The 26,375-nt window shown below is 68.4% G+C and carries 21 protein-coding genes; 12 read left to right on the plus strand and 9 right to left on the minus strand.

Annotated elements, in window-relative coordinates; all coding sequences use genetic code 11:
• Nucleotides 1–755 precede the first annotated feature (755 nt).
• Entirely contained in the window at nucleotides 756–1,964 is a 1,209-nt protein-coding gene (locus tag ABD156_RS37560) for a PQQ-dependent sugar dehydrogenase (protein ID WP_344286103.1), read from the minus strand.
• A 58-nt stretch (nucleotides 1,965–2,022) separates the two neighbouring features.
• Here ABD156_RS37560 and ABD156_RS37565 point away from each other — a divergent pair, with 58 nt between their 5' ends.
• Nucleotides 2,023–2,931, plus strand: a complete 909-nt coding sequence (locus ABD156_RS37565; RefSeq protein ID WP_344285561.1) for a 2-hydroxyacid dehydrogenase — start codon at nucleotides 2,023–2,025, stop codon at nucleotides 2,929–2,931.
• Nucleotides 2,932–3,036: 105 nt separating this feature from the next.
• On the plus strand, nucleotides 3,037–3,612 hold the full coding sequence (locus tag ABD156_RS37570) for a DoxX family protein (protein WP_344285563.1): 576 nt from the start codon (nucleotides 3,037–3,039) through the stop codon (nucleotides 3,610–3,612).
• A gap of 692 nt (nucleotides 3,613–4,304) precedes the next feature.
• Here ABD156_RS37570 and ilvD read toward each other — a convergent pair.
• Together ilvD and ABD156_RS37580 are read right to left on the minus strand one after the other, a co-directional pair.
• On the minus strand, nucleotides 4,305–6,149 hold the full coding sequence (gene ilvD, locus ABD156_RS37575; RefSeq protein WP_344285564.1) for a dihydroxy-acid dehydratase: 1,845 nt from the start codon (nucleotides 6,147–6,149) through the stop codon (nucleotides 4,305–4,307).
• 72 nt (nucleotides 6,150–6,221) lie between these two features.
• Complete coding sequence (locus ABD156_RS37580) at nucleotides 6,222–6,860, minus strand: PH domain-containing protein (protein ID WP_344285567.1); 639 nt, start codon at nucleotides 6,858–6,860, stop codon at nucleotides 6,222–6,224.
• Nucleotides 6,861–7,184: 324 nt separating this feature from the next.
• Here ABD156_RS37580 and ABD156_RS37585 point away from each other — a divergent pair, with 324 nt between their 5' ends.
• The 4 genes from ABD156_RS37585 to ABD156_RS37600 all read left to right on the plus strand — a co-directional run bounded on the left by ABD156_RS37585 (nucleotide 7,185) and on the right by ABD156_RS37600 (nucleotide 11,006).
• Nucleotides 7,185–9,080: an acetolactate synthase large subunit gene (locus ABD156_RS37585; RefSeq protein WP_344285570.1), complete on the plus strand. Its 1,896-nt coding sequence runs from the start codon at nucleotides 7,185–7,187 to the stop codon at nucleotides 9,078–9,080.
• Entirely contained in the window at nucleotides 9,077–9,583 is a 507-nt protein-coding gene (ilvN, locus tag ABD156_RS37590) for an acetolactate synthase small subunit (protein WP_009074017.1), read from the plus strand. The genes ABD156_RS37585 and ilvN overlap by 4 nt, the downstream gene beginning before the upstream one ends.
• 42 nt (nucleotides 9,584–9,625) lie before the next feature.
• Nucleotides 9,626–10,639: a ketol-acid reductoisomerase gene (gene ilvC, locus ABD156_RS37595; protein WP_344285574.1), complete on the plus strand. Its 1,014-nt coding sequence runs from the start codon at nucleotides 9,626–9,628 to the stop codon at nucleotides 10,637–10,639.
• 100 nt (nucleotides 10,640–10,739) lie between these two features.
• Nucleotides 10,740–11,006 carry a DUF397 domain-containing protein gene (locus tag ABD156_RS37600; RefSeq protein ID WP_009074021.1) on the plus strand — a complete coding sequence of 89 codons (267 nt, stop codon included), beginning with the start codon at nucleotides 10,740–10,742 and terminating at the stop codon, nucleotides 11,004–11,006.
• Between the two features lie 169 nt (nucleotides 11,007–11,175).
• On the opposite strand, the gene ABD156_RS37605 is transcribed toward ABD156_RS37600, so the two are convergent.
• Both ABD156_RS37605 and ABD156_RS37610 read right to left on the minus strand, forming a co-directional pair.
• Nucleotides 11,176–12,000: a M55 family metallopeptidase gene (locus tag ABD156_RS37605; protein ID WP_344285577.1), complete on the minus strand. Its 825-nt coding sequence runs from the start codon at nucleotides 11,998–12,000 to the stop codon at nucleotides 11,176–11,178.
• A gap of 240 nt (nucleotides 12,001–12,240) precedes the next feature.
• Nucleotides 12,241–12,801, minus strand: a complete 561-nt coding sequence (locus tag ABD156_RS37610; protein ID WP_344285580.1) for a TetR/AcrR family transcriptional regulator — start codon at nucleotides 12,799–12,801, stop codon at nucleotides 12,241–12,243.
• Between the two features lie 105 nt (nucleotides 12,802–12,906).
• Here ABD156_RS37610 and ABD156_RS37615 point away from each other — a divergent pair, with 105 nt between their 5' ends.
• From ABD156_RS37615 to ABD156_RS37625, 3 genes are all read left to right on the plus strand, one after another.
• Complete coding sequence (locus ABD156_RS37615; RefSeq protein ID WP_344285583.1) at nucleotides 12,907–13,446, plus strand: cupin domain-containing protein; 540 nt, start codon at nucleotides 12,907–12,909, stop codon at nucleotides 13,444–13,446.
• A gap of 109 nt (nucleotides 13,447–13,555) precedes the next feature.
• A complete protein-coding gene (locus ABD156_RS37620) occupies nucleotides 13,556–14,236 on the plus strand; it encodes a HEAT repeat domain-containing protein (RefSeq protein WP_344285586.1) in 681 nt (226 codons plus the stop codon).
• A complete protein-coding gene (locus ABD156_RS37625; RefSeq protein ID WP_344285588.1) occupies nucleotides 14,230–15,258 on the plus strand; it encodes a HEAT repeat domain-containing protein in 1,029 nt (342 codons plus the stop codon). Before ABD156_RS37620 ends, ABD156_RS37625 begins: the two co-directional genes overlap by 7 nt.
• A 608-nt stretch (nucleotides 15,259–15,866) precedes the next feature.
• On the opposite strand, the gene ABD156_RS37630 is transcribed toward ABD156_RS37625, so the two are convergent.
• The 4 genes from ABD156_RS37630 to ABD156_RS37645 form a co-directional block, all read right to left on the minus strand.
• Complete coding sequence (locus ABD156_RS37630) at nucleotides 15,867–16,763, minus strand: nuclear transport factor 2 family protein (RefSeq protein ID WP_344285590.1); 897 nt, start codon at nucleotides 16,761–16,763, stop codon at nucleotides 15,867–15,869.
• Nucleotides 16,764–16,856: 93 nt separating this feature from the next.
• The gene (locus ABD156_RS37635; protein ID WP_344285593.1) at nucleotides 16,857–18,203 is read right to left on the minus strand and encodes an ankyrin repeat domain-containing protein; all 1,347 of its coding nucleotides are present in this window, start codon (nucleotides 18,201–18,203) and stop codon (nucleotides 16,857–16,859) included.
• A gap of 158 nt (nucleotides 18,204–18,361) precedes the next feature.
• A complete protein-coding gene (locus ABD156_RS37640) occupies nucleotides 18,362–18,988 on the minus strand; it encodes a DUF1345 domain-containing protein (RefSeq protein WP_344285596.1) in 627 nt (208 codons plus the stop codon).
• Nucleotides 18,989–19,351: 363 nt separating this feature from the next.
• Nucleotides 19,352–20,197, minus strand: a complete 846-nt coding sequence (locus ABD156_RS37645; RefSeq protein ID WP_344285599.1) for a TIGR03620 family F420-dependent LLM class oxidoreductase — start codon at nucleotides 20,195–20,197, stop codon at nucleotides 19,352–19,354.
• A gap of 203 nt (nucleotides 20,198–20,400) precedes the next feature.
• Here ABD156_RS37645 and ABD156_RS37650 point away from each other — a divergent pair, with 203 nt between their 5' ends.
• The 3 genes from ABD156_RS37650 (at nucleotide 20,401) to ABD156_RS37660 (ending at nucleotide 26,273) form a co-directional block, all read left to right on the plus strand.
• The gene (locus ABD156_RS37650) at nucleotides 20,401–21,000 is read left to right on the plus strand and encodes a TetR/AcrR family transcriptional regulator (protein ID WP_344285602.1); all 600 of its coding nucleotides are present in this window, start codon (nucleotides 20,401–20,403) and stop codon (nucleotides 20,998–21,000) included.
• Between the two features lie 80 nt (nucleotides 21,001–21,080).
• Nucleotides 21,081–22,679 carry a phosphoglycerate dehydrogenase gene (gene serA, locus ABD156_RS37655; RefSeq protein ID WP_344285605.1) on the plus strand — a complete coding sequence of 533 codons (1,599 nt, stop codon included), beginning with the start codon at nucleotides 21,081–21,083 and terminating at the stop codon, nucleotides 22,677–22,679.
• Nucleotides 22,680–22,940: 261 nt separating this feature from the next.
• Complete coding sequence (locus ABD156_RS37660) at nucleotides 22,941–26,273, plus strand: S8 family peptidase (RefSeq protein WP_344285608.1); 3,333 nt, start codon at nucleotides 22,941–22,943, stop codon at nucleotides 26,271–26,273.
• Nucleotides 26,274–26,375 lie beyond the last annotated feature (102 nt).

A 26,375-nucleotide genomic window follows, 5' to 3' on the forward strand; every position in this document is an offset into this window, starting at 1 on the left:
GTGGTGCCTGGCTTAGGGAGCTTCTCGCCGATTCGCCGCTCAATGGCGACGGAGCATGGCTGCTGGTTGACGTGGGCTTTGGCTGATTCGCCGTTGTGTGGCGACGGGTGCTCCGGGTCGTGAGACGGCGTTTTGCGGATTCGCCATTACGGGGCGACGAGACGCTCTCGGCGGGGAGACGGCTTCTGGCGGGGTTGCCTTCGGACAGCCGTTAGGTGCGCTCGGCTGCCCAGGCGGTTGAGGGATTCGCCATTGAGCGGCGACGGGGTGCTCTTGGTTGAGAGACAGTTCTTCGCGGACTTGCTTCCGACTGGTGGGGCGCTCGGAGTGCGCTGCCGTTGCTACCGCGTTTTGCCGTTGGGCGGCGAAGCGGGTAGCGAGGTGCGCGGAGGGTGCTGCCGTCGCTGCGGGTTTCGCCATTGGTTGGAGAAAGGGACAGCGGCGGATCTCGCGAGGTGGCCGTTGAAGGGCGACGGCGATAGACCGATGCCGACGGTGGTGGTGATGTCGGGGCGACGTCGATCTGGGCCGGTGCCGTCAGCGTCGATGGCAGGCCGGTGATCGTCGTCGTTCAGTGGCGAACTCCGGCCAGAACCGATTACTGCCGGGAGCGCCCGGCAGGGCAGACGGGAGGCTTGCGTCAGGCCGAACGCCGCTGGCCGGGGCGAGCGGATCGGCTGTCGCCACTAAACGGCTAACCGCAGGTCAACCGGCCGACCAGCCCCAGAAAGCGCGTAGCCAGGCGCGCCCGGGCGTCAGTCCTTGCCCGGACCGCCGCCCGTGTCGCTCACCACGATCAGAACCACGCGGTCATCGCTGGAGACCGGCTTTCCGCCGTCCTTGTTGACGGTCCCGGCGACGGCCAGCTGGGGGTTGATCATGCTCATGGAGGAGAGCCGGCCGTACGTCGTGGCGGCCTTGCTTTTTCCGTCGAGGGTGACCGTCGGCTTGCCGGTGACCGCTCCGTCCTTGTTGACCGGCACGTTCTGCATGCCAGTGGACGACGCGATGCCGAGGATGCCGTTCGCGTCGACGAAATCGACACAGCCGCCGAGGGAGGGCTTGTCCTGCCAGGTCCACGCGGACGTGCTGAGCGGCTGTCCGGACTGGAGCCGGTACACGGCGTCCGGACCGCTGGCCGGGTGGTCGGTCACCCAGGTGCGCTTCCCGTCGGACGAACGGCAGATGCCGCCGGGGGAGTGCAGGCCCGAGGCGTAGACGGCGGACCCGGACGTCGGATTTCCGGTCGCCGGTTTTCCGGACACGTCGATGCGCAGCACCTTGCCCGCCAGGGAATTCGGGTCCGCGGCCGCGGCAGGATTGCCCGCGTCGCCCGTCGCGACCAGCAGCGCGCCGCTTCCGTCGCTGGCCAGCGCGCCGCGGTTGCCGGTCGAGCCCTTCGGGATTCCGGTCAGCACCGGCTTCGGGGCCTGGCCCTTGGCGAAGCGCACGACTCGGTTGTCCGACGCCGTGGTCACGTACGCGAAAACCAGCTGGTCCTCGACGTAGCTGGGCGACAGCGCCAGGCTGGTGAGCCCGCCGTCGCCGTCGGCTTGGACGTCCAGTTGCGCGAACGACGTCGCGTCGTGTCCGGAGCTGGCCAGCATGACCCGGCCGGTTTTCCGTTCGCCGGCGAGAGCGGCGGGCGCGGATCCCTCGCCGGGGAGTCCCGCGACGGCGGCGACTGTGTCCAGGCAAGTGGCGATGACCGCCTTGTCGAAGTCCTTGCAGCCCTGCGGAGGCGGAACCGGCGAGGGCGGCGCTTGCGCGGGCCCGGTGCGCGGACCGTTGCCGGAGCCGTCGCCGTGCTCCTGGACCTGCGGCGGAGATTCCGGGCTCGGCACCGGCGCGGGGGTGAATGTCTGGCCGGCGGCGGTGTCGTCGAACCGGGCGCAGCCGGAGAGCACGAGGCCGCCGCAGGCGAGGAGGGCCAGCGGCGCCGACCACCGGTACCGGGTACGCATGATGCCCCAGCCTAGGTGGCGCGGCGTGAGCCACTGGTAAGTGGCTACCGTGGTGATCATGACAGTCACCGTGCTGGTCCCGGACGACGAGGGCGTCGCCGTGCTGTCCGAAATCCCCCTTGTTAACGCGGTGCGCTACGAATGGGGCCGCCCGCTGCCGCCGGAGGCCGCGAAAGCTGAGGTGCTCATCCCGGCCATGGACTCGGCGGGCGACGACATCTGGAGAGATCTGCCGAACCTCAAGCTGGTTCAGCTGCTGACTGCGGGAGCGGAAGACTGGGTCGGCCGCGTCCCGGATGGCGTCCTGTTGTCCACCTGCCGCGGTGCGCACGGCGGGAGCATGGCGGAGTGGGTGGTCGGCGTGCTGCTGTCGATGTACCGGAATCTGGACGTTTACGCGGCGGCGCAGCGAGCCAGGCGTTGGGAGCAGTTGCCGTCGGACACCCTGCAGGGCCAGCGTGTGTTGATCGTCGGGGCTGGGGACGTCGGGCGGCAGTTGCGGCGGCGGTTGGAGCCGTTCGACGTGCGCTGCACGATGGTCGGAATGTCGGCGCGCGAAGGCGTGCATGGTGTCGACGAGTTGCCGGAACTGCTGCCGTACCACGATGTGGTGGTCATGATGGTGCCGCTTACTTCGCGGACACGGGGCATGGTCGACGCCGACTTCCTCGCGGCGATGCGTGATGACGCGGTGCTGATCAATGCTGCTCAGGGGCCTGTTGTGGTCACTGACGCGCTTGCTGCGGAACTCGCCGCGGGAAGGCTTCGCGCCGCGCTCGATGTGACTGATCCGGAGCCGTTGCCGGCGGACCATCCGCTGTGGACAGCACCCGGTTTCGTGCTGACGCCGCACGTGGCGGGCGCGGTGCGGGGCGTCCGGCGGCGCGCTTATTTGGTGGCCGCGGCGGAAATCGCCCGGTACGCTGGCGGCGAGCTACCTGGCAATCTCGTGCGAGGCGAATACTGATCATTTCCCGGATGTCGGCCCGGCACTCAGGGTGAACCCTGAAAGAGCCCCTGACCTCGGCGTGCTCGCTCGCGGGTCACGGCTGAATCCCCTAATCTTCGCCGCGTGACCACTCAAGGGGACGACTACCAGACCAGCGTGCTGTCCGGTGTCGAGGACTCTGCCGGCAACGACTACGACGAACCGCGGCAGGGCGGTCTCGGCTTCGGCCTGCTCGTCTTGCGCCTGGGGCTCGGCGTGATCATGGGTGCGCATGGCCTGCAGCATTTGTTCGGCGCTTTCGGCGGCCCGGGCGTCGGCGGGTTCGCGCACGTGCTCGAGATGTTCGGGTACCACAAACAGACGACGCTGCTGTCCTGGATCACCGGCATCACCGAGGTCGCGGGCAGTGCGCTGCTGATCGTCGGCCTGTTCACGCCGCTCGCCGCGGCGGGGCTGCTGGGCGTGGCCGCGAACATCGTCTACGCGAAGTTCCACGGCGGCTTCTTCGAGGGCAACGGTCAGGGCTGGGAGTACGAGCTGCTGCTGGGTCTCTGTGCGCTGACGCTGATCTTCACCGGCGCGGGGACCATCTCGCTGGAGCGGAACACGCCGTGGCGGAAGCGCCCGTTGCCTCTGGGGCTTATTTCGCTGTTGTTGGCAGCGGCTGCGTCTGTGGTGGTCATCGTTTTGACTCGCTGACAGGTGCGGCGGCAGCGTTGCTGACGCCCCGGCACCGATGTTGCTTACGCGTCCGGTGCCGAGGTTGCTGACTGGCCGGACGGACGTCGCTGACACGTCGGCGACGTCCGGAGGCAGCGCCAGGTTGGTGGGTCGTTTCGCCGCTTGCCGGGCCGTGGGTGTGTTGCCGCTTAGTGGCGAATGCCTGGTCAGGGGCAGAATTCAGACGGTGGCAGGTTGGTCGTCGCCGACAGGATTGGCTCGTGGGCGGCGAGGGCGTTGGCGGCTGGAGGCTAAGCCGCGGCCACGACAGTCTGGGGTGAAGAGGTCGAGCGGCGTACTGGTGAGGGTTCGGCGGGGCTCGATGGCAGTGGGCTCGGGTGGCGCGGGAACCGTGCGTGCGGGCGGGGCCGGCTCGACAGGCGGCTCTTGCACGCGGAGCGTGCGGAGGGCTCGTCGCTGGTGGAAAGGTTCTCCAGATAAGGCGGTGGCCTTGCCTCGAGGCGCGCGTGAGACGGTGGTCGGAGCCTCGTGCCCGGGTCCTGGCACAGCCGAGGCACCGTTAGCCGTTTAGCGGCGAATCGCGTTGACCAGGGCTCAAACGGCAGCGGACCCGAGATTTCATGGGTTGAGGCCGTCTAGCAGAGACGAGGAAAGGGGCCCGCGCACCACGCGCGAGCCCCTTCCGTCGAAAGCAAACCGGAACAGCAGGATCAGCGGTTCGGGTCCCGGACCGCGCCGGTGTCGGCTGACGTGGCCATCCGGGCGTAGGCCCGCAGCGCCGCGGTGATCGGGCGCTGTCGGTCCTTCGGCTGCCACGGACTTTCCGAAGCGTCCATCTTCGCCCGTCGTTCGGCCAGGACCTCGGGTTCGACCAGCAGCTCAAGCCGGCGCTCGTGGACGTCCAGGACGATCTGGTCGCCGTTCTCCACCAGGCCGATCAGTCCGCCCGCGGCGGCTTCCGGGGAGATGTGGCCGACCGAGATGCCCGAGGAGCCGCCGGAGAACCGGCCGTCGGTGATCAGGGCGCATTTCTTGCCGAGGCCGGAGCCCTTGAGGAACGCCGTCGGGTGCAGCATTTCCTGCATGCCGGGACCGCCTGCCGGGCCCTCGTAGCGGATGACCAGTACCTCGCCCGGCTGGATCTCCTTCTTGAGGATCGCCGAGACGGCCTCCTCCTGGCTTTCCAACACTCGCGCCGGGCCCTGGAAGTGCCACAGGTCCTCGTCGATTCCCGCGGACTTGATCACGGCACCGTTCTCGGCCAGGTTGCCGCGCAGGATCGCGAGGCCGCCGTCCTTCGTGTAGGCGTGTTCGACGTCGCGGATGCAGCCGCCCGCAGCGTCGGTGTCCAGGGACGACCAGCGGTTTTCCGTCGAGAACGCCTTCGTGGTCCGGACCCCGCCCGGCGCGGCGTGGAACAGCTCCAGTGCCTTCTCCGAAGGAGACTCGGCGCGGACGTCCCACTCGTTCAGCCACGTGGCGATGTCCGGCGCGTGGACCGCGTGCACGCCGGTGTTCAGCAGCCCGCCGCGGTAAAGCTCGCCCAGGATGGCGGGGATTCCGCCGGCCCGGTGGACGTCTTCCATGTGGTAATCGGAGTTCGGCGCGACCTTCGACAGGCACGGCACCCGCCGCCCGATGGCGTCGATGTCGCTGATCGTGAAGTCGACCTCGCCCTCCTGCGCGGCGGCGAGGATGTGCAGCACGGTGTTCGTCGACCCGCCCATGGCCATGTCAAGCGCCATCGCGTTCTCGAACGCCTCCTTCGTGGCGATCGAACGCGGCAACGCCGACTCGTCGTCATCGCCGTACCAGCGCTTGCACAGCTCGACCACCGTGCGTCCGGCGTTGGAGAACAGGTCTCGCCGGGCGGCGTGCGTCGCGAGCGTGGAACCGTTGCCCGGCAACGACAAACCCAGCGCTTCGGTGAGGCAGTTCATCGAGTTGGCGGTGAACATGCCGGAGCACGAACCGCAGGTCGGGCAGGCGGAGCGTTCGACCTCGGACAGTCCGGCCTCGTCGATCGCCGAGTTCGCGGACGCCGCGATGGTGGTGATCAGGTCGGTCGGGGCGTGCGCGACGCCTTCGACGACCACCGCCTTGCCTGCCTCCATCGGACCGCCGGAGACGAACACGGTCGGGATGTTGAGCCGCATCGCGGCGTTGAGCATGCCCGGCGTGATCTTGTCGCAGTTGGAGATGCACACCAGCGCGTCGGCCTGATGCGCGTTGACCATGTACTCCACCGAGTCCGCGATGATCTCGCGCGAGGGCAGCGAGTAGAGCATGCCCGAGTGGCCCATCGCGATGCCGTCGTCGACCGCGATCGTGTGGAACTCGCGCGCGATGCCGCCGGCTTCGGCGACCGCCTCGGCGACGATCTCGCCGAGGTCCTTGAGGTGCACGTGGCCGGGCACGAACTGGGTGTAGGAGTTGGCGATCGCGACGATCGGCTTGCCGAAATCGCTGTCGGTCATTCCGGTCGCACGCCAGAGCGAGCGTGCGCCCGCCGCGTTGCGACCGTGAGTGGTGGTCCGGGAACGGAGGTGCGGCACGGCATTCTCCCAGGTCAGAAGGCTGAACCAGGCGGAGGGGAACTACGGCTCCGCAAACTGGTCCTACCAATTCTACTCGGCTGGTTTGCCGTTGCCTCCGCCGGTCCGTTCCGCGTCGGCGGCGGGCTCCGGTTCGACGGGCTCCGGAGCGGCTTCCGGAACAGATTCCGGAACAGATTCGGGAGCGGGCTCCGGAGCAGATTCGGGAGCGGGCTCCGGAGCGGGCTCCGGGGCGGGTGCGGGAGCGGCCTCCGACGACGTCTCAGCGGCCGGTTTCCGCCCGGTGAGCTCCTCGTCGCTCAGCACACCCGACGGGTCCTTGATCTTGCCCTCGCTGACCAGTGCCAGTACCGGAAGATGCCGCGTCCGCACCGTGGGAAGGCCGACCTGGGTGTCGTCGCCGAGAACCGCGCGCACACGGGCCTTGTTCGTGATCGCCAGGCCCTTCAGCGACGACCACGGCAGGTCGCGCTGTCCGAAAACCGTCCGGATCTGCAGGCCTTCGCGCGTCGCAACGGTGCGCGTGCGCGCGACGAACACGAGCAGCGCGAGCGGGAAGACGTACAGCCACTGGAATCCGCCGATCTCGCCCAGTGCGATGGGTGTCACACAGACGGTCAGCAGACCGATCGCGAGATACGCCGTGGTCGGGATCCGGAACACGGCCTTCCGGCCCTCGTCCGCACGCTGGTCCTGCTGTTTCTTGGCCACGCAGGAATGGTGCACCGGTGCCGGGAGTGACCTGCGTCCGGGTCGCGCGCGAGCAGTACTGGCCGTCCACGATGCGGAATCGCCGTCCCGCAGAGTTGACACTCGCCCGGGCGCGCGACTAACGTCGGGGCCGTGATTACGCAGACCGGTCTCGTACTTCCTCAGCGCGCCGACGCTTAGGAAGAGTCCTCTGCGTCGACGCGCGACCCTCGTGCGACCTTACGGTCGGCGGGGGTTTTTTGTTGCGTGAAACCGGTTCCCCGACCGGAAGTACGGCCCAGACAACCCGAACGAGTGACACCGAGAACCCACGAGGCAGAACCGATGACCAGTGCCACGTCGCGCAGCGACGCGAAGCCCGGGCCGACCGCGCCCGGTGTCCCAGGAGCACGTCCGAAGCCCGCCCCGCCGGCGGGTACGCCGGTGCGCGTCACCGGCGCGCAGTCGCTCGTCCGCTCTCTCGAGGCGGTCGGCGCGGAGGTCGTGTTCGGCATTCCGGGTGGCACCATCCTTCCCGCCTACGACCCGTTGCTCGACTCGACGAAGGTCCGGCACGTCCTCGTCCGCCACGAGCAGGGCGCCGGGCACGCCGCCACCGGCTACGCGCAGGCGACCGGCAAGGTCGGCGTGTGCATGGCGACCTCGGGTCCCGGCGCCACGAACCTCGTCACCCCGCTGGCCGACGCCAACATGGACTCGGTCCCGGTCGTCGCCATCACCGGGCAGCAGTCGCGCGGCCTGATCGGCACCGACGCTTTCCAGGAAGCCGACATCTGCGGCATCACCATGCCGATCACCAAGCACAACTTCCTCGTCACCGACCCGGCGGAGATCCCGCGGGCGATCGCCGAGGCGTTCCACCTGGCCTCGACCGGACGACCCGGCCCGGTCCTGGTGGACATCCCCAAGGACGTGCTGCAGGAGATGACCTCGTTCTCCTGGCCGCCCGAACTCCGGCTGCCCGGCTACCGCCCGACGCTGCGGCCGCACGGCAAGCAGGTCCGCGAAGCCGCGAAGCTGATCGCGCAGGCGCAGCGGCCGGTGCTGTACGTCGGCGGCGGCGTGATCAAGGCCGAGGCGTCCGAGCAGTTGCTCGAGCTGGCCGAGCTGACCGGCATCCCGGTCGCGACCACGCTGATGGCGCGCGGCGCGTTCCCCGACTCGCACCGCCAGCACGTCGGCATGCCCGGCATGCACGGGTCCGTCGCCGCGGTCGCTTCGATGCAGCGCGCCGACCTGCTGGTCGCGCTCGGCGCCCGCTTCGACGACCGGGTCACCGGCCAGCTGTCGTCGTTCGCGCCGGACGCGAAGATCGTCCACGCGGACATCGACCCGGCCGAGATCTCCAAGAACCGCAAGGCGGACGTGCCGATCGTCGGCGACTGCAAGGAGATCATCGGCGAGCTGATCGACGCGGTGAAGACCGAGTTCGAGCGCGACCGTCCCGACCTGAGCGACTGGTGGACCCAGGTCGATTCGTGGCGCGACGACTACCCGTCGGGCTACGAATGGCCCGACGACGGTTCGCTGTCGCCGCAGTACGTCATCGAGCGGATCGGCGAGCTGGTCGGCCCGGACGCGGTGTACGCCGCGGGCGTCGGGCAGCACCAGATGTGGGCCGCGCAGTTCGTGAAGTACGAGAAGCCGCGCACCTGGATCAACTCCGGCGGCCTCGGCACCATGGGCTTCGCCGTCCCGGCCGCGATGGGCGCGCAGTTCGGCCTGCCGGACACGCAGGTGTGGGCGATCGACGGCGACGGCTGCTTCCAGATGACCAACCAGGAGCTCGCCACGTGCGCCATCGAGGGCGCGCCGATCAAGGTCGCCGTGATCAACAACGGCAACCTGGGCATGGTCCGCCAGTGGCAGAACCTGTTCTACTCCGAGCGGTACTCGAACACCGACCTCGGCACGCACAAGCACCGCATCCCGGACTTCACGCTGCTGGCCGAGGCGCTCGGCTGCGCGGGCCTGCGCTGCGAGGCCAAGGAGGACGTCGACGCGACGATCCGGCGCGCGATGGAGATCAACGACCGCCCCGTCGTGATCGATTTCGTCGTGGGGAAGGATGCCCAGGTGTGGCCGATGGTCGCCGCGGGCACCGGGAACGACGAGATCATGGCCGTGCGCGGCATCCGGCCGCTGTTCGACGACGACGAGGTTTCGCAGGAAGCCGCCGAGGCCGCTGAGGCCGCTGCCGCGGAGGGAGAGCAAGCATGACTGTCCACACGCTGAGCGTGCTGGTCGAGAACAAGCCCGGTGTGCTCGCCCGGGTCTCCGGACTGTTCTCCCGCCGCGGCTTCAACATCGAGTCCCTTGCTGTCGGGCCCACGGAGAACCCCGAGGTGTCCCGGATGACGATCGTGGTCGCCGTTGAAGAGCTACCGCTCGAACAGGTGACCAAACAGCTCAACAAGCTGGTGAACGTGATCAAGATCGTCGAGCTGGAAGCAGGCAGCGCGGTGCAGCGCGAACTGCTCCTCGTCAAGGTCAGGGCCGACGCCACCGTGCGCAGCCAGGTCCTCGAGACCGTCCAGCTTTTCCGCGCCAAGGTGGTGGACGTCTCGCCCGAGGCGCTCACCGTCGAGGCGACCGGGACGTCGGACAAGATCGGCGCGCTGCTGCGGATGCTGGAGCCGTACGGCATCCGCGAACTCGTCCAGTCCGGCATGGTCGCGGTGGGCCGCGGGGCCCGCTCGATCACCGCCGCTTCTCCCCGCTGAACCAAAGATTTCGTGTAAGTACGGAAGGAAGTAGTACCCCCCATGGCAGTGGAAATCTTCTACGACGACGACGCCGACCTGTCGATCATCCAGGGTCGCAAGGTCGCCGTGATCGGCTACGGCAGCCAGGGCCACGCGCACTCGCTCAGCCTGCGCGACTCGGGCGTCGACGTCCGCATCGGCCTGCAGGAGGGGTCCAAGTCCCGGGCGAAGGCCGAGGAGCAGGGCCTGCGCGTGCTGTCGGTCGCCGAGGCGGCCGCCGAGGCCGACGTGATCATGATCCTCGCGCCGGACACGAAGCAGCGCTTCATCTACGACGAGCACATCGCGCCGAACCTCAAGGACGGCGACGCGCTCTTCTTCGGCCACGGCTTCAACATCCGGTACGACCTGATCAAGCCGCCGGGAGGCGTCGACGTCGCGATGGTCGCCCCGAAGGGCCCTGGTCACCTGGTCCGCCGCCAGTTCGTGGACGGCAAGGGCGTGCCCTGCCTGATCGCGGTCGAGCAGGACGCTTCGGGCAACGCTCAGGCGCTCGCGCTGTCCTACGCCGCGGCGATCGGCGGCGCGCGGGCCGGAGTCATCAAGACGACCTTCACCGAGGAGACCGAGACCGACCTCTTCGGCGAGCAGGCCGTGCTGTGCGGCGGCGCGTCCGCGCTGGTGCAGACCGGTTTCGAGGTGCTCACCGAGGCCGGCTACGCCCCGGAGATCGCCTACTTCGAGGTGCTGCACGAGCTGAAGCTGATCGTCGACCTCATGTACGAGGGCGGCATCGCGCGCCAGCGCTACTCCATCTCCGACACCGCCGAGTACGGCGACCTCACCCGCGGTCCGCGCGTCATCTCGCCGGCCGTCAAGGAGGAGATGAAGAAGATCCTGGGCGAGATCCAGGACGGCACCTTCGCCCGCGAATGGGTCGCCGAGGACGAGGCCGGCCGGCCGAACTTCACGAAGCTCGAGGAACAGGGCAACCAGCACCCGATCGAGACGACCGGCAAGAAGCTGCGCGACCTGATGTCGTGGGTGGACCGGCCGATCACCGAGACCGCCTGACCCGGTATCTCAGGAGGAGGCCCCGTCGTCCGTTCGCCGGACGGCGGGGCCTCTTTTTCGTTCCGAGGCGGTGCCGCCGAACGGCGGATACGCTGTGCCGATGAGCCGCCCGACCGACGACAAGGCGCACATCAGGCACGAACTCGACCTGACCGGTGCCACCTGGATCCGCGCCGAACCGGCGGGCGTGACCCTGGAGCATTGCGCGGAGTACGCGTTCGTCCCGCATTCGGACGGGGTGACCTACGTGGCCATCCGGCAGCCGACGGATCCGGACGGGGCGGTGCTGGTGTTCACGCCGTCGGAATGGGACGCGTTCACGCGCGGGGTTCGGGACGGCGAGTTCGAGTTGCCGGGGGAGTCGTAGGTCTTCGCTTTTGCCGGGGCTTTCTGACTGGCGTATCGGCCTGATTTGCTGGTGGACGGCTGTTGCCGTTTAGTGGCGAATCCGAAGTCCGCGGTGCGATTGCCCAGGTCAAGGGCTTGGTTTGAACGCATCTTCGCGGGCGAGCGTGGACGGGTCCGGCCGGCCAGGATCAGACGGCTCCGAGCGTCGCGATGAGTTCGATGACCTGGTAGGCCGTGGGGAAATCCGGTGCCTGGTAGCGCAGAGTGCAGCCGTCGGCGAGTTCCATTCCCGGCACCAGCAGCGCGTGTTCGGTCATGCGGGGCCGATGTACCTGGACTTCCAGCTGGACCAGACCGTCGAAGCGCAGCGGCCGGACGTCCTCGCGACTGGCCAGCGCCTCGGGCACGGCGTGCTCGATACGGTCGCATGCCTCGTCGGGATGCAGCATCGCCGCCGAGAGAGCACCCAGCGCGCGTTTGACCACTACTGAGCGGATGCCCAGCGCTACCTCAGCCGCCTCAGCCGCGACGGTGTCATCGCCGCTTACCAGCACGGGCGGTGCGCCGTAGTGCGCTGCGAGCGCGGTATTCAGGCCGAGTTCGCCCAAGGAACGGCCATTGCAACGCACGTCCGCGATGGTCCCGCCGGAGATCGCGTGCGCCATGACCGAACGGGGCGTGCCGGCTTTGCCGTGATAGCCGATGAACAGCACAGCGTCCGTCTCTTCGGCCAATCCCGCCATCATCCCGCCGGGCTTGGGCGTGCCGCGGAGCAACTCGACACGTCGGTCCAGCAGTCCGGGCAGGAGGTTCCGGAAGCTCGCGTGCGCCTCGGTGACCTGTACCTGTGCGGCAGCGTCGAAGGCGTAGATCCCACGGACTGCGGCATTGGTCTCCGCGGTGAGCAGCTTGCGGTTGCGCTCGTATTCGCTTTGCCCGGGAATGACCTCTTCGCCGTGGACGACTCCGGCGATTCCCTCCATGTCGACCGAGACGAGCACCCGCATCTCCATCACACCTTCCTCGGTGCCACCCGGCCAGAGATGCCACCTTATCGAGCGATTGGAGTGATCAGTTTGTCTCGCCGGGGTGGGTTCTCGCGCCCGTGAATCCGGGGTTGACCAGGGATTAGCCGATTCGCGGCGAATCTGCCTCTGCCGGTCCAGAGCGTGTCCCGGCGGATTCGCCACCAGGAGGCAATGCGGCCGCTGCCGGCCTGTCATCCGGGCAGACCGGGCTGGCCGGGTCGGCTGTCAGGACGGCAGGAAGATCGCCGCCGCTGCGTCCGCGAGTGCTTCAGGGCTCGGCGAATCCGACTCGGTTTGAGCCAGATGCTGTAGCCCGAGAATGGCCGCATAAGCGACTCTCGCCCGGTTCGCCGCCTGGTCCGGCGGGAGGCCAAGCTCGCGGTAAGTGCTGGTCAGAAAGTTCAGCCGAGCTTGGTTGACGCGGCTGACCGCTTCCTTGACCCGAGGGTCGTTGCGGTCGCCGAGCAGGCTCAGGTGCACCGACGGCGCTAACGGCTGGACGGAGCGCACGACCGCAGTGAGCAGTTCGCGCAGCCGTTGCCCCGGATCGGCGATCGCGGCGTATTCGGCGAGTCCCGCTTCGCCGTGGTTTCGCCACCAATCGGCGAGAGCCGCGGTGATGAGCTCATCCCGGTTGCGGAAGTGCGCGTAAAAGCTGCCCTTGGTCACGCCGAGCGTCCGCGCGAGCGGTTCGACTCCGACCGCGGCCAGCCCGCCGTCCGCGATCGCCTTCAGCGCGGCCCGCGTCCAGTCCTGGGCGGACAGCCGGGGCGAGTCGTTCACCATGCGCGGAGGATACGCCACCGTATTGACGGCCCGCGTCGTGCTGGATACGGTGGAGTATCAATACGCATCCGTATCCATACGCTGCCGTACTGAGGGGCGATCGAAATGGCACACCCGAAGGTTCGCCGGGTAGTCACCGGACACGACTCCGACGGCAAGTCCCGGGTGGTCGCCGACGGTTCCGTCGAACCGATCACTTCCGATCTGATGCCCGGCTGCGCGGTCTACCGGCTATGGGGCCGGGACGAACGGCCGGTGTTTCCGGACGACGGCTCGCCGCGTCGCGCCGAGGCGTACTACCCGCCGCGAGACGGTTCGCGGTTCATGATCAACACCATCGCGCCCAGCGAGCTGACACCGTCGCCGGATGCCGACCTGACTGCCGCCTGGGAAAAGCTGGAGCGCCAAGCACCGGGCGCGGCCGCCGCGATGGAACCCGAGGCGCCGGGCATGCACACCACCGACAGCCTCGATTACGTCCTGATCGTCTCGGGCGAGGTCACGGTGGAACTGGACGACGGAGACCAGACGGTTTTGCGGGCAGGCGATGTCCTCGTTCAGAACGGCACGCGGCACGCCTGGCGAAACCACGGTGCCGAACCGTGCACGATCGTCGGCGTCGCGGTCGGCGCGGATCGGGCTTAGACCGGGTTTCGCCGCTGAGCGGCGACGGCCCACTTTGCCGATCTTTTGCCCGCCGGGTTTGACATTGACATCGTGACAAGGTCTTCACTGGTCGACGGAGGTGATCCCGATGAACTCGACACAGATGAATTCCCAGTTCACGCGGCTGATCGAGGCGTTGGGCGCCGGGGGCTCGTCGACGCGGCTGCAAGTCGCGCTGAAGATCGGAACGCACCCGGACGGCCCTGGTCTCGTCGAGGCACTCGTCGCGCGGTGCTCGATCGAGCCGGACTTTTTCGTGCGCGACATGCTCACCTGGGCGTTGACCCGGTTCCCGGCGGAGGACACGGTGCCGCGGCTTCTCGAGGAACTGCGGTCCCCGGTCGCGCAGGCCAGGAGCCAGTCGCTGCACACGTTGTCCAAGATCGGCGACCGGAACGTGTGGCCAGCGATCACCCGATCGTTGCTGCGCGACGCCGACGACGAGGTCGCGAGAAGCGCCTGGCGGGCGGCTGTTGTCCTCGTGTCCGACGAGGACAAGGCCGGACTGGCCGCGGAACTGACGACACAACTCGGCCGCGGTGACCGGACACTGCAGCTCAGCCTCAGCCGGGCGCTGGTCGCGCTCGGCACCGTGATCGAGCCGGCATTGGAGGCCGCGTTGAAGAGCACCGACCAGGCCGTTCGGGCACACGCCGTCGCCACTGAGCGGCTGCTTCGTGACCCGGACGCCGGTTTCGACCAGGCCGTGGACGAGGCGAAACGGATCGTCGCGCTCGGTCCGGAGCGGGCTCGGGAAACCGCGTGCTGATCGGAGAGGTCGCCCGCCGCTCGGGGGTGAGTACCCGGATGCTCCGGCACTACGACGCCCTCGGGCTGGTGCGGCCGACGGGCCGCACTGTGGGCGGCTATCGCGAATACTCCGCGGACGACATTCGCCGGATCTTCCACGTGGAGAGCCTCCGGTCGCTCGGGATGTCGCTGCGGCAGATCGGCCGGGCGCTGGAGGATCCCGCTTTCGTGCCCGCGGAGCTGGTCGGCGACCTGATCCGGCGGACCGAAGACCGGCTGAAGCGGGAGCAGGAACTGCTCGACCGGCTCCGTGCGGTCGATGCCTCGGCACCCTCCGGGTGGGAGGGTGCCTTGCGCATCGTCGAGCTGCTGCGCGGGCTCAATTCACCTGGTGCCGCTCGCCGGCAGCAGACCGTTTTGGCTCCCGCCGACGACGTGCCGGTCCCCGCTGAGGTCCTGGCCAGAGCAGTTCTCGCCGAATCCGATCCGAACGTCGCCGGTGCCTTGCGATGGGCTCTTGCTCGGACCGGTGGCGACATAGTGGCGAATGTGGCGTCCGGTCTTCGCTCGGAGAACGCCGAGATCCGCCGGCGCGCGATCCTGGCGCTCATCGAGTTGCCCGGCGACGAGGCGACTGCGGTGTTGATGGACGCGCTCGCTGGCTCGGACGCTGTGGTCCGTCGGCATGCGGCGCTCGCTTTGGGAGCGCGTGGTGCCGAGGAGGCCGTGTCGACGCTTGTCGAAATGGTCGTTGAGGGGCGAAACGACGTCGAGGCGGCTGAGGTGCTGGGTGCGCTGGCGGATGGAGGTGCGGATGGCATTGTCGGCGCGTTGGCCGATGCGGCAGCGGAGCATCCTGCGGATTCCGCGGTGCGGATCCGGTTGACGCAGGCGCTTGCGGAGATGCCGGGGACTCTTGCGCTGGGGTCGTTGCGGTTGTTGGCGGGGGATGGGGATCCGGCGGTGGCGTTGGTGGCTTCGGCGCTTGTGAAGGTTGTTGAGGAGCGTGGTGGCGCTGGTAAGGCCTCCGGAAGCAACTAGGCCTTTGCGCGCGGTTGGCTTGCGAAGTTTCGGGTGTCGGTGCTGGTCAGAGGCATTTGCCGTTTAATGGCGAAAGCTGTTGCCGGGCGCGTTGTCGTTCAGCGGCGACTGGGCGTGGCCGGGTTGGGCGGTGGCTTGCGGGATGAATTGCCGTTGGTTGGCGAAAGCCGTCGGGATGGGTTGTTGCCAGGCAACGGGGGCGGGGATTCGCCGTTGAGCGGCGAGAGTTGCTGGGACGCGGCTGGGTAGCGAGAGCTGCGATGGCGGGCGTTGCCGCTTTGCGGCGAGGGTTGGGCTGAGTTCTTCCTGCGCCTTAGCCGGGAGCCGGTGGTGGATGCTGCCGCTGAATGGCGACGGTGGTTTCCGCGGTCGGTTGGCTATTGCCCTGCGACGTGAAGCCGAGCGGCGGTTACGGGCGAGGCTGTGAACCGCTGCTGTGCGATGGCGGTGTCCCAGCGCTGGTGAGGATGTTGCCGTTTAGTGGCGACTGGGGTGCTGGAGCGGGCCAGGGTGTCTGGCATCGGTGGAGTGTTGCCGTTTAGTGGCGACGGTGGCCGGCGTCGGCCGAGGCGTTGCCGTTCAGCGGCGACACCGTGGAGGCGTTGCCGCTATCCGGCGACGCGGGCGATCAGTTCCGGTAGACGGCCGGTTGCTGCGGCCAGGGCGAGGTGGTCGCCGTAGTCGCGGGATTCGACGATCTGGCCGTCGCGGACGCGCATGGCGAAGATGTTGTTCACCTCGAACGCCGCCCTGGCGCTGGTTTCGCCTACGTAGGTCGACTCGCCGATGATGACTTCTGGGTCGGTGCTCAGGTGGAGTACCAAGTCAGTCACTTCGATGTGAAGGGCTAGCGCGGCGCCGGCGGCGAAGTGGGCGCGCAGGTCGTCTCGGGTGCGGAGGGTGGGCGCGCCTGGCAGGAACGGGTGTCGGATATCGGTTTTTGCCGCATAGAGGTCGGGGAGTTCGGACCAGCGTCCGTCGGCGACTCCGAAGACGACTCGTTGGAATACGCCTTCGCGGCTGTCCGGGGAGAAAAGTTCAGCCGGGCGCGGTGCGATGGGGCGAGGTGCGTAAGCGGGCGCTTGGGCATACGCCTCGGCCAGGCCGGTGGTCGCGTTTTGGATGGCGGCCAGGCGTAGGTAGTCGTGGTAGTCGCGGGTGTGGGTGAGGAGTCCGTCGCGGGCGCGGAGGACTTGGATGTTGGCCGTTTCGGTCGTCTGGCCGGTTTTCCTCGACTCGGCGGTGTACTGGTATTCGGCGACGATGACCTCGGGGTCGGCGGTCTCGTGGATGGTTACGTCGTGGCGTTTCAGGCGGAGGGTTTGGCCAAGGCCGCTGACGAAACGGTCGTGTAGGGCGGCGCGGCCTTCCAGTCGACCGGGCCTGGGTACCGCGGTGGGGTGTTCTACGAGGGTGTCTTCGGCGTAGAGCTGGGCGAGGTCGGCGAAGCGGCCGTCGGTGATTCCGGTGGAGAGCTCGTCGAACAGGTCGCGTGGGGTGCGCATGAGGGCCTCCGCGGGGCGTGAGTTAACCGGAGTCTGCAGTCCGTTACGATACGGACTGCAGACTCCGGTTGTCCAGCGGGGCGGAGTTGCCGATTAGTGGCGACGGAGGCGGTGCAGCAGTTCTTGGGCGGCGGGGCTGTCGCAGGCTTCCGCCCAGCCTTCGGGGGTGCTGTCCCAGAGGGCGTCGCGGGCGGTGAGGTCGGCGCCGGCGCTCGCGAGGATTTCGATGACATCCAGTCGGTTGCTCTGGGCGGCCAGGTGCAGCGCCGTGACGCCGACGCCGTGGCGTGGGCCGCCGAAGGTGGCGACGTGGTTGACGTTCGCGCCGAGCGACAGCAGGGTCTCAGTTGCCGCTGAGTGGCCACATGCCGCTGCCCATGTGAGGGCGGTGCCGCGGTAGACGTCGGCGTCCAGGTTCGCGCCGCGTGAGGTCAGGGTGCGTAGTGCGGCTACTTGGTTGCTGCGGGCGGCCCAGGACAGCGACTCATCGAGGATTTCTGTCGGGTCGTTTGTTGGCTGCCAGAAGGGAAAACCGCTGTGGGGGCGGTAGAACTCACGGTGCGCGCCGGCGGCTGGGGAAAGAGTCCCCTGTGGACTGACGAGTTCATCCAGTAGTGCGTCGTCGCCGAGACCGGCTGCGACGCGAAGGTTGTGAGGGGACCGTTCGTGCGTTGCCAGTTTTTCGGCAACAGCGCGATTTCCCCAAAATAGGGCCACAATGAGCGGGGTTCCGCCGTCGCCGCGGCCTGAAACGGCCAGGGGTGCGCCGGCGTTGATCAAGAGGTCGGCGATCAGTGGTAAATTGCTGTAGGCGGCTTGGTGGAGGGCAGTCCATCCATGTGCGTTGGCTCGCGCGGGGTCGGCACCGTGAGCGAGAAGGATGCGGACGAGGCGTTCGTCGTGGGTCGCGGACGCCATGCCGAGGAGATCGTTACCGTTGGTGCCTCGGGCGTGAGCCAGGTGCGGTGCTTCGGCGAGCAGCGTTGACAAGCCGTCCAGGTCTCGGGCTTCTACCAGCTGATAGGCCCGGGCGAACGGTTCGCCGTTTTTCGGCAAATCCTCGACATGGGCCTTTAACGCCCGCCAGGTTGGGAAGCCGTGCTCCTGGGCGATGACGGTGAGTGCGCCGGTGCGGGTCAGCGGTTGGTCGTGGCGGTCGAAGGCGGCGCGGGCGGCTGGGGTGCCGTCTTCGGCTGAGGCGAGGAGGCCGAGGGCCCGGCCTCGGTAGTACTCGACGTCCTGGTGGTACGCGTGCTGGACGTCCGGGCCGTGCTCGGCGATTCGGCGGACGTACGCCTGAAGCTGCGGCCAGCTGGGGAATCCGTAGCGGCGAGCGAGTCGGAACTGCGCTTCCGACAGTGCGACCGAGTCGGCGCGGGCGAGTTCCTTCGCCTGTTTGCGGAGTTGGCCGAGGTCAGGGTTGGCGGGCAAGGCCGTCATCAGGGAGTCCTTCCTTCCCTTGCGCGCCCCGTGGTCCGCCGGCACCGGGCAGGGAAGTAAGGAAAAGCTCGGCAACTCGTGGTACGGGGGTGGGCTCGGCCCTTTCCGCGGACAGGACGCGGCCCCTGCCGCGCGAGAACCACTGTAACTCAAAAGGGTCAATGTCCGCCGGTGATGACGCTGACCGCGATGCCGAGTGTGGCCGTGTTGTACATGAACGACAGCACGCTGTGCGCGAGCACCAGGGAACGGATCGACGTCGTCCGCGTTTCGACGTCCGAAACCGCGAAGCTCGTTCCGATGGTGAACGCGAAGTAGGTGAAATCGGCGAGTGTGGGGCGTTCGGTTTCGGGGAAGCGGAAGTGCTGCGTCGGGAGGCTGTCGTAGTAGGTCTGTGCGTAGCGTTCCGCGTAGCCGAAGTGCAGAATCGCCCAGGCCAGCAGGACTGCCGGGACGCCGACGATTTTCGCGTCGGTCGGGTCGATGCCGGTCGTTTCCGGCAACACGATCGACAGTCCGCCGGTGACTCCGACGAGGCTGGTCAACAGAGTGAACAGCAATCCGAGCCGCCGGCCGAGCACACCTTTCAGCCATCGGGCGTCGGTGTGGTCGATTTTCCGCCTACGGGACACTCGCGCGATGCGGATGCCGAGGTAGATCAGCGCGAGCAAATCCCAGAGGAGAAGAGGGAGGACGTTGTCGTCCTTGACGAGTGTGACGATCCCCAGTGCCAGCAGGACGAGTTCGACCATCCGGGACGCGGCGAGGGCGAGTTTCGTGAACACCGGCGGCTCCCGGGGCGAACGCGGGCGAGGCGTCTGGCGAAGATAACAGCGGGGTTGTGGCCGCTGGGCGGAGAAACGGTGCTCGCGAGGTCGCCTGTTCAGGGGAAGTTCCGTGTTCGCGGGGGATGTCTCCGGTAAAGATGGCGGGGATAGCTCCGGTAAAGGTGGAGATGTCGGTACGGCGGAGGTGGGCGGTTTCGCCGCTCAGTGGCGAATCGGTGGTGAACTGGGTTTTTCCGCGGTTGGCGGGACGGCGTCGGCAACGGCGGGGCGGTCCGTTGCCGAATTTCGGCGAGACGCCGGCGGGCAGGCCGGGGTCGGGGTGGGGCTTTCGTGAAAACCTCTCGAAAGCCCCACCGGGAATCAGAGCACCAGCGACGCGAGGCGACGCCAGCCGTCGAGCGGAATCTCCGGTCCGGCACCGAGGACCTGGACGCAGACGTGGTCCGCGCCGGCGTCGAGGTGCGCGCGGATTCGATCGGCGACGTCCTGCGCGCCGCGGTGGGCCACGATCGCGTCGACGAGGCGGTCGCTGCCGCCGTCGGCAAGGTCTTCCTCGGGGTAGCCGAGGCGGCGCAGATTCGCTCGTTGGTGTGGGGCCAGCCGCACGTAGGTCGCGACGTGTTCGCGGGCGATTTGCCGTGCCCGCACGGGATCCGAGTCGAGGACGACGGCTTGTTCGGCGGCTAGGTGGGCGTCGGGTCCCATCGTCTCCCGGGCGGACGCTGTGTGCTCCGGAGGGACGAAATACGTGTGGGCGCCGTCGGCCTGGGTGGCCGCTAGTTTCAGCATTTTCGGTCCGAGGGCGGCTAGCAGCCGACGCGGCCGAGTATTAGAGGTGCCATCGGCGGGGAAGTCCAGGTCTGCCGCGTCCATGGCGTCGAGGTAGTCCTGCATCGCACTGCCTCCGCCGCCAGGCCGATGTCCGCCGAGTCCGAGCGTGAACCGACCCGGATACGCCTCGGCCAACGTGCGTCCAGCAGCTTCCGCGGCAGCTGCCGATCGTTCGGAAAAGCGCGCGATTCCGGTTGCCACAGGCAACGTTGTCGTCGCCTCGAGCAGCAACGCCGCCTGGGTGAACGCCTCCCGGCCGCGGTACTCGCCGAACCACAGCGCGGCGAAACCCAGCGACTCGATCTCGCCCGCAGCTGCGCGTACTTCGCCGATTTCCTTGCCGTCAAAGGCGAACGTCCAGATCCCCACGGTCATCGCGTCCCGCCTTCCACGCTGGTGGTCGGCTTTGCGAACACATCCACAACAGACTCCAAGAAGTTCCTGGCCGCGGCAGCGCGGCGTTGATCCCGGCGCAGCCGGCTGGTCGTCCACTGAGGACGCACCCACAACCAGAGGCTGCCTCCGGTTACTATACGGAGGAAGCCTCCGATTTGTCACGGGATAAGCTCGGACCCGAGATGACCGACGCCAAGCCGATGCGCGCGGACGCCCGCCGCAACTACGAACGCCTGCTGACCGAAGCGAGGCGCGCCTTCGCCGAACGCGGCGTCGACGCCTCGCTGGAGGACGTCGCCCGCAGCGCCGGAGTCGGGATCGGCACTCTCTACCGCCACTTCCCGACCAGGGAAGACCTGGTCGAGACGCTGCTGCGGGAGCGGTTCGACACTCAAGCGGAAAAAGCGCGCGAACTGCTCCTCGCCGAAGATCCGCTCAAAGCTCTGTACGCGTGGCTCGTCGGCTTCGGCGAAACCTCCGCCGTTTACCGTGGGCTTACCGAAATGCTGGCCGACGCCTTCGACGATCCCGAGTCGCGGCTGCACGCCTCCTGTGCCGCGATGCGCGACGCCGCGTCCCAACTAGTGGACAGGGCGCAGGCGGCCGGCGTTTTCCGCACCGACGTGACCGTCCAAGAGCTGCTTTTGCTGCTGCACGGCGCTTCCTGGGCCGGATCCCACCTGCCGGGCGAAGGCGGTACAGAGCGCCTGATGGCGCTTGTCTTCACCGGATTACAAACAAGTGAACAGCGGGGGCAGCGGGCTGTCAGCGCACCGCGTTAAACTCCCGCGAGTCCGGGCACAACGACGTGCGCCGCGAGAGAGCGTCCTCGATTTCGTGACCAGATAGTGGGAGCCGCATCGTGACCAAGCCCAGCAAACCCGTAGTCCTCATCGCGGAGAAGCTCGCGCCCTCCGTGCTGAGTGTGTTCGGTGAAGAGGTAGAGGTCCGGCACGTGGACGGCACCGACCGTCCCGCTCTGCTCGAGGCGGTGAAGAGCGCCGACGCGCTCTTGGTCCGATCCGCCACCAAGGTCGACGCCGAGGTGCTCGGGGCGACCACTCAGCTGAAGGTCGTCGCCCGCGCGGGCGTCGGCCTGGACAACGTCGAGGTCCCGGCGGCCACCGAGCGCGGCGTGCTCGTGGTGAACGCGCCGACGTCGAACATCGTCTCCGCCGCCGAGCACGCGGTCGCGCTGCTGCTCGCGGTCGCCCGCCGCGTTCCCGCCGCCGACCAGAGCCTGCGCGGCGGCGAGTGGAAGCGCAGCTCGTTCTCCGGCGTCGAGATCAACGGCAAGACGGTCGGCGTCGTCGGGCTCGGCAAGATCGGCCAGCTGTTCGCCCAGCGCCTCGCCGCGTTCGGGGCCAAGCTCATCGCGTACGACCCCTACGTCTCGGCCGCGCGCGCCGCGCAGCTGGGCATCGAACTGGTCACCCTCGACGAGCTGCTGGAGCGCGCCGACGCGATCTCCATCCACCTGCCGAAGACGCCGGAGACCAAGGGCCTCATCGACGCCGAGGCGCTCAAGAAGACCAAGCCCGGCGTGATCATCGTCAACGCCGCCCGCGGCGGTCTCATCGTCGAGGAGGCGCTGGCCGATTCGGTGCGCAGCGGCCACGTCGGCGGCGCGGGCATCGACGTGTTCGTCACCGAGCCGACCACCGAGAGCCCGCTGTTCAACCTGCCGAACGTCGTCGTCACGCCGCACCTTGGTGCGTCCACCGCCGAGGCGCAGGACCGCGCGGGCACGGACGTGGCGCGTTCGGTGCTGCTGGCGCTGCGCGGCGACTTCGTGCCGGACGCGGTGAACGTGTCCGGCGGCGGCGCGGTCGGCGAGCACGTGCGGCCGTACCTGTCGCTCACCCAGAAGCTCGGCCAGGTGCTGACCGCGCTGAACCCGAAGGCCCCGACGTCGCTGACCGTCGAGGTCAAGGGCGAGATCTCCAGCGAGGACACCGCGGTGCTGAAGCTGGCGGCGCTGCGCGGGCTGTTCGCGGGCGTGGTCGAGGACCAGGTCACCTTCGTGAACGCACCGCGGCTGGCCGAGGAGCTCGGCGTGCAGGCGGAGCTGGTTTCCGAGTCGGAGAGCCCGAAGTTCCGCAGCCTGGTCACCCTTCGCGCGGTGCACGGCGACGGCGCGACGCTCACCGTGTCCGGTTCGGTCACCGGCAAGGACGAGGTCGAGAAGATCGTCGAGGTCAAGGGCCGTCACTTCGACCTCCGCGCCGAGGGCGACGTCCTGGTCATCGAGTACCCGGACCGTCCCGGCGTCATGGGCCGCGTCGGCACGCTGCTCGGCGAGGCGGGCATCAACATCGAGGCCGCGCAGATCAGCCAGAGCACCGACGGTTCGGACTCGATCATGCTGCTGCGCGTCGACCGCCACGTGGACGCCAACGTGCTCGAGCCGATCGGTGCCACCGTCGGCGCGCACACCATCCGCGCCGTCGACTTCAGCTAGCCCGCTAGTCCCGATTCCGCGCAACGGCCCCTTTCCCGGACTCCGGGAGAGGGGCCGTTCCGTATGTTCGGCCGGACCGGCAACATTCGGGTAACGGAGCTTTTTCCGCACGAAAGTAGGGGTTTCGGACAGCTAGGTTCTTGCCGCGAGGCTGAACCACGCGCCGTGAGAGCACGGTGCGGCGCCGGTGCTCACCGTCGGGGGTGCGAATGGGGAGCGCGGGCAGGTTCGTGATCCGGGCCTCGAGAAGGGGTTACTCACATGAGCAGAACCCGGTTGCCCGGGTGGGCTGCCCGCTCGGTGGTCGTGGGTTCCGCGGTGGTGCTGGCGGCGGCCGTCGCCATGCCCGCGGCGTCCGCGCAGAGCGCGCCGCTGGCCGAGCCGGTCGCTCCAGCGAAGGTCGACGCGAGCAAGGTCCAGGGCAAGCTTTCGCCCCGGCTGAGCGCTGCGCAGGGGCAGATCACCGCGTTCGTCGAGCTGGCCAAGAAACCCGCGGTGGACGCGTTCAAGGAGGAGCAGGGCAAGGGCAAGGAGAAGGCCAAGCAGGCGGCGAAGGCGGCTAAGGCCGACGTCGCCGCGGCAGTCAGCTCCGTCGTGGGACAGCTGCGGGCCGCGGACGCGGGCACGAAGCTGGTCACGCAGACGGCCAACGCGGTTCCCGGCGCGGTCGTCACCGCGGACGCGGCCAAGATCCGCGAGCTCGCGGAACGGCCGGACGTCGTCTCGGTGCGCACGGTCGTGCCGAAGAACCGCACCAACGCCAGCGCCGAACAGCTCACCAACACGCTTGCCAGCTGGCAGAAAACCGGCAAGTTCGGCGACAACATTCGCGTCGGCGTGATCGACGACGGCATCGACTACACCCACGCCGACTTCGGCGGCCCCGGCACGCCTGAGGCGTACAAGGCGGTCGACCGGGCGAAGCCGTCGCCGTTGTTCCCGAGTGCCAAGGTGGTCGGCGGCACCGACCTCGTCGGCGACGACTACGACTCGGCGGGCAAGACCGGATCGCCGACGCCGAAACCGGACCCCAACCCGATCGCGTGCGGCGAGCACGGCACGCACGTCGCGGGCACGATCGGCGGCTTCGGCGTGAACGCCGACGGCAGCACGTTCACCGGCGACTACAAGAAGCTGAACAAGAAGACGCTCGACGCCATGCGGATCGGGCCGGGCACCGCGCCGAAGGCGTTGCTGTACGCGATCAAGGTGTTCGGCTGCAAGGGCTCCACGAACGTCACGTCGCAGGCGCTGGACTGGGCGCTCGACCCGGACGGCGACGGCGACTTCACCGACCACCTCGACGTCGTGAACCTGTCGCTGGGCAGCGATTTCGGCGCGCCGGACGACCCGGACTCGCTGTTCGTGCGCAAGCTCGCGCAGAACAACGTGCTGCCGGTGATCTCGGCGGGCAACGGCGGCGACATCAACGACATCGCCGGTTCGCCGGGCAACACGCCGGAAGCGCTCACCGTGGCCAGCAGCCGCGACGCGGGCGAACTGCGGGACGCGATCGAGGTCAAGACGCCGACCGCCGGACAGCAGCCGGGCCAGTACAGCCAGGAATACACCGGCTACGACACGCTCGACCTCACCGCGCCGGTGGTGCCGATTTCGGCGGGCAACAACGCCGGCTGCGCCGCCTATTCGGCTGAGGACAAGGCAAAGGTCGCGGGCAAGATCGCCTGGCTGGAGTGGGACGACAACGACGCCACCCGGCCGTGCGGTTCCGCGGCGCGGGCCAACAACGCGCAGGCCGCCGGTGCCAAGGGCGTGCTGCTTTCGTCCACTGTGGAGCATTTCGGCGCGGGTATCGCGGGCAACGCGGCGGTTCCGATGTTCCAGCTCACCGGCAAGGCCACCCAGGCCGCGCGGGCGGGCTTGACCGCGGGCACGCTCACCGTGCGGCTCTACGGCGCCGGGCGGACGACGCTGCAGACCTACGACCAGTCCATCGTGGACACTCCCAGCTCGTTCACCTCGCGCGGCGGACGCGGTCCGTCGGTGAAGCCGGACCTCGCCGCGCCTGGCGACACGATCACGTCGGCGTTCCGCGGCAGCGGCAACGAGCGTCTGGTCATCTCGGGCACGTCGATGGCCGCGCCGCACACGTCGGGCATCACGGCGCTGGTCCGCCAGGCGCATCCGGACTGGAGCGTCGAGGAGGTCAAGGCCGACGTCGTGGGCACCGCGGTGCACGACATCACTGACGGAGCCGGCCATACGTACGGCCCGCAGCGCGTCGGTGCCGGCCGGATCGACGCGAAAGCCGCGCTGGACAACCAGGTTCTCGCGTACGTGCAGGACGACCCGGGCGCGGTCAGCGTCACGTTCGGCACGGTCGAGGCGGCTGGTCCGGTCACCTTGAGCAAGACGATCAAGGTGGTCAACAAGGGCGTCAAGGCCGCTGAGTACTCGGTGGGCTACGAGGCGGTCAACAACCTGCCCGGTGTCGAGTACACAGTGGACAAGAGCTCGGTGAAGCTGAACCCGCGCGGCGTCGCGACGGTGAAGGTGACGCTGAAGATCACCGACCCGAAGGCGCTGCGCAAGGTTCTCGACCCGACCATGGCGGCTTCGCAGGCCGGGCTCGCCCGCCAGTTCGTGGCCGACGCGTCGGGCCGGGTCGCGTTCACCCCGAAGAACGGCGCGACCGTTCCGCTGCGGGTGGCCGTGTACTCGTCGCCGAAGCCGGTTTCGGCGATCACCACCCCGGGCGGCGTTCGTTTCGGCGCGAACGCCGACCAGGCCGTGCTGAACCTCGCGGGCAAGGGCATCGACCAGGGCAGCGGTTCCCAGCGGTACCGCTCGCTGATCAGCGTGCTCGAACTGCAGGCCGAATCGCCGCAGCTGCCGGAATGCGACTCGCACGTCACGTCCGACTGCACCCTCAACCGCACCGCGAAGGGCGGCGACTTGCGCTACATCGGCGCGGCGTCGACGGCCCCGCTCGCCAAGGCGCAGGGGGAGCCGGAGAACGCGACGCTGGCGTTCGGGATCACGACCTGGAGCGATTTCGCGAACCTCGGCAGCAACACGGTGCCGTTCGTGGACATCGACACCAACGGCGACGGCAAGCCGGACTTCGAAACCTTCGTGACGAAGGCGACGGGGTCGGACGTGCTGCTCGTCAACACGGTGTCGCTGACCAAGCCGGGCAACCCGTCGGTGGACCTGCAGGCGATCAACGGGCAGCTCGGAGACGTCGACACCAACGTGTTCGACTCGAACGTGATGGTGCTGCCGGTCCGCATCGCCGCGCTCGGCATCGACCCGAACGAGGCGTCGCACCGGATCAGCTACACGGTCGGCACCGCCGGGTACTACGTCGCGCCGGGTACCTCGAACGGGTTGATCGACCAGGTCAGCACTCCGCTGTCGTTCGACGCGCTCGCGCCGGCGTACTCGGTCCAGGGCGGCGGCGACGCGGCGCTGGGCTACGTCGCCAAGCCGGGCACGGCTCTGGTGGTCAACCGCGACAAGGACTCCGTCGCCGGGGACAAGGCGAAGGGCCTGCTGGCGATCGAGCACCACAACGCGACCGGGCAGCGCGCCTCGGTCGTGCGGATCGAATCGGAGCTGCCGCGCGGCTGACCTGGTTCACCCTTTGAGGGGAACTTGAGGTGAGGCGCGGAAGCGGCCGCATCGCGGGACGCGGGGGCTTGCCAAGGCTGTCCGGCCTGGGCAAGCCCCCGT

The sequence above is a fragment of the Amycolatopsis albidoflavus genome (assembly GCF_039525725.1).
Classification (GTDB): Bacteria; Actinomycetota; Actinomycetes; order Mycobacteriales; family Pseudonocardiaceae; genus Amycolatopsis; species Amycolatopsis albidoflava.

Excerpts from the sequence above, each read along its gene's own strand:
- ABD156_RS37635 (WP_344285593.1), bottom strand. The coding sequence starts at position 18,203 with ATGACGGCCTTGCCCGCCAACCCTGACCTCGGCCAACTCCGCAAACAG.
- ABD156_RS37630 (WP_344285590.1), bottom strand. The coding sequence starts at position 16,763 with ATGCGCACCCCACGCGACCTGTTCGACGAGCTCTCCACCGGAATCACC.
- ilvN (WP_009074017.1), top strand. The coding sequence starts at position 9,077 with ATGACTGTCCACACGCTGAGCGTGCTGGTCGAGAACAAGCCCGGTGTG.
- ABD156_RS37585 (WP_344285570.1), top strand. The coding sequence starts at position 7,185 with ATGACCAGTGCCACGTCGCGCAGCGACGCGAAGCCCGGGCCGACCGCG.
- ABD156_RS37560 (WP_344286103.1), bottom strand. The coding sequence starts at position 1,964 with ATGCGTACCCGGTACCGGTGGTCGGCGCCGCTGGCCCTCCTCGCCTGC.
- ABD156_RS37610 (WP_344285580.1), bottom strand. The coding sequence starts at position 12,801 with ATGGTGAACGACTCGCCCCGGCTGTCCGCCCAGGACTGGACGCGGGCC.
- ABD156_RS37605 (WP_344285577.1), bottom strand. The coding sequence starts at position 12,000 with ATGGAGATGCGGGTGCTCGTCTCGGTCGACATGGAGGGAATCGCCGGA.
- ABD156_RS37620 (WP_344285586.1), top strand. The coding sequence starts at position 13,556 with ATGAACTCGACACAGATGAATTCCCAGTTCACGCGGCTGATCGAGGCG.
- ABD156_RS37650 (WP_344285602.1), top strand. The coding sequence starts at position 20,401 with ATGACCGACGCCAAGCCGATGCGCGCGGACGCCCGCCGCAACTACGAA.
- ABD156_RS37565 (WP_344285561.1), top strand. The coding sequence starts at position 2,023 with ATGACAGTCACCGTGCTGGTCCCGGACGACGAGGGCGTCGCCGTGCTG.
- ABD156_RS37660 (WP_344285608.1), top strand. The coding sequence starts at position 22,941 with ATGAGCAGAACCCGGTTGCCCGGGTGGGCTGCCCGCTCGGTGGTCGTG.
- ABD156_RS37615 (WP_344285583.1), top strand. The coding sequence starts at position 12,907 with ATGGCACACCCGAAGGTTCGCCGGGTAGTCACCGGACACGACTCCGAC.
- ABD156_RS37600 (WP_009074021.1), top strand. The coding sequence starts at position 10,740 with ATGAGCCGCCCGACCGACGACAAGGCGCACATCAGGCACGAACTCGAC.
- ABD156_RS37645 (WP_344285599.1), bottom strand. The coding sequence starts at position 20,197 with ATGACCGTGGGGATCTGGACGTTCGCCTTTGACGGCAAGGAAATCGGC.
- ilvC (WP_344285574.1), top strand. The coding sequence starts at position 9,626 with ATGGCAGTGGAAATCTTCTACGACGACGACGCCGACCTGTCGATCATC.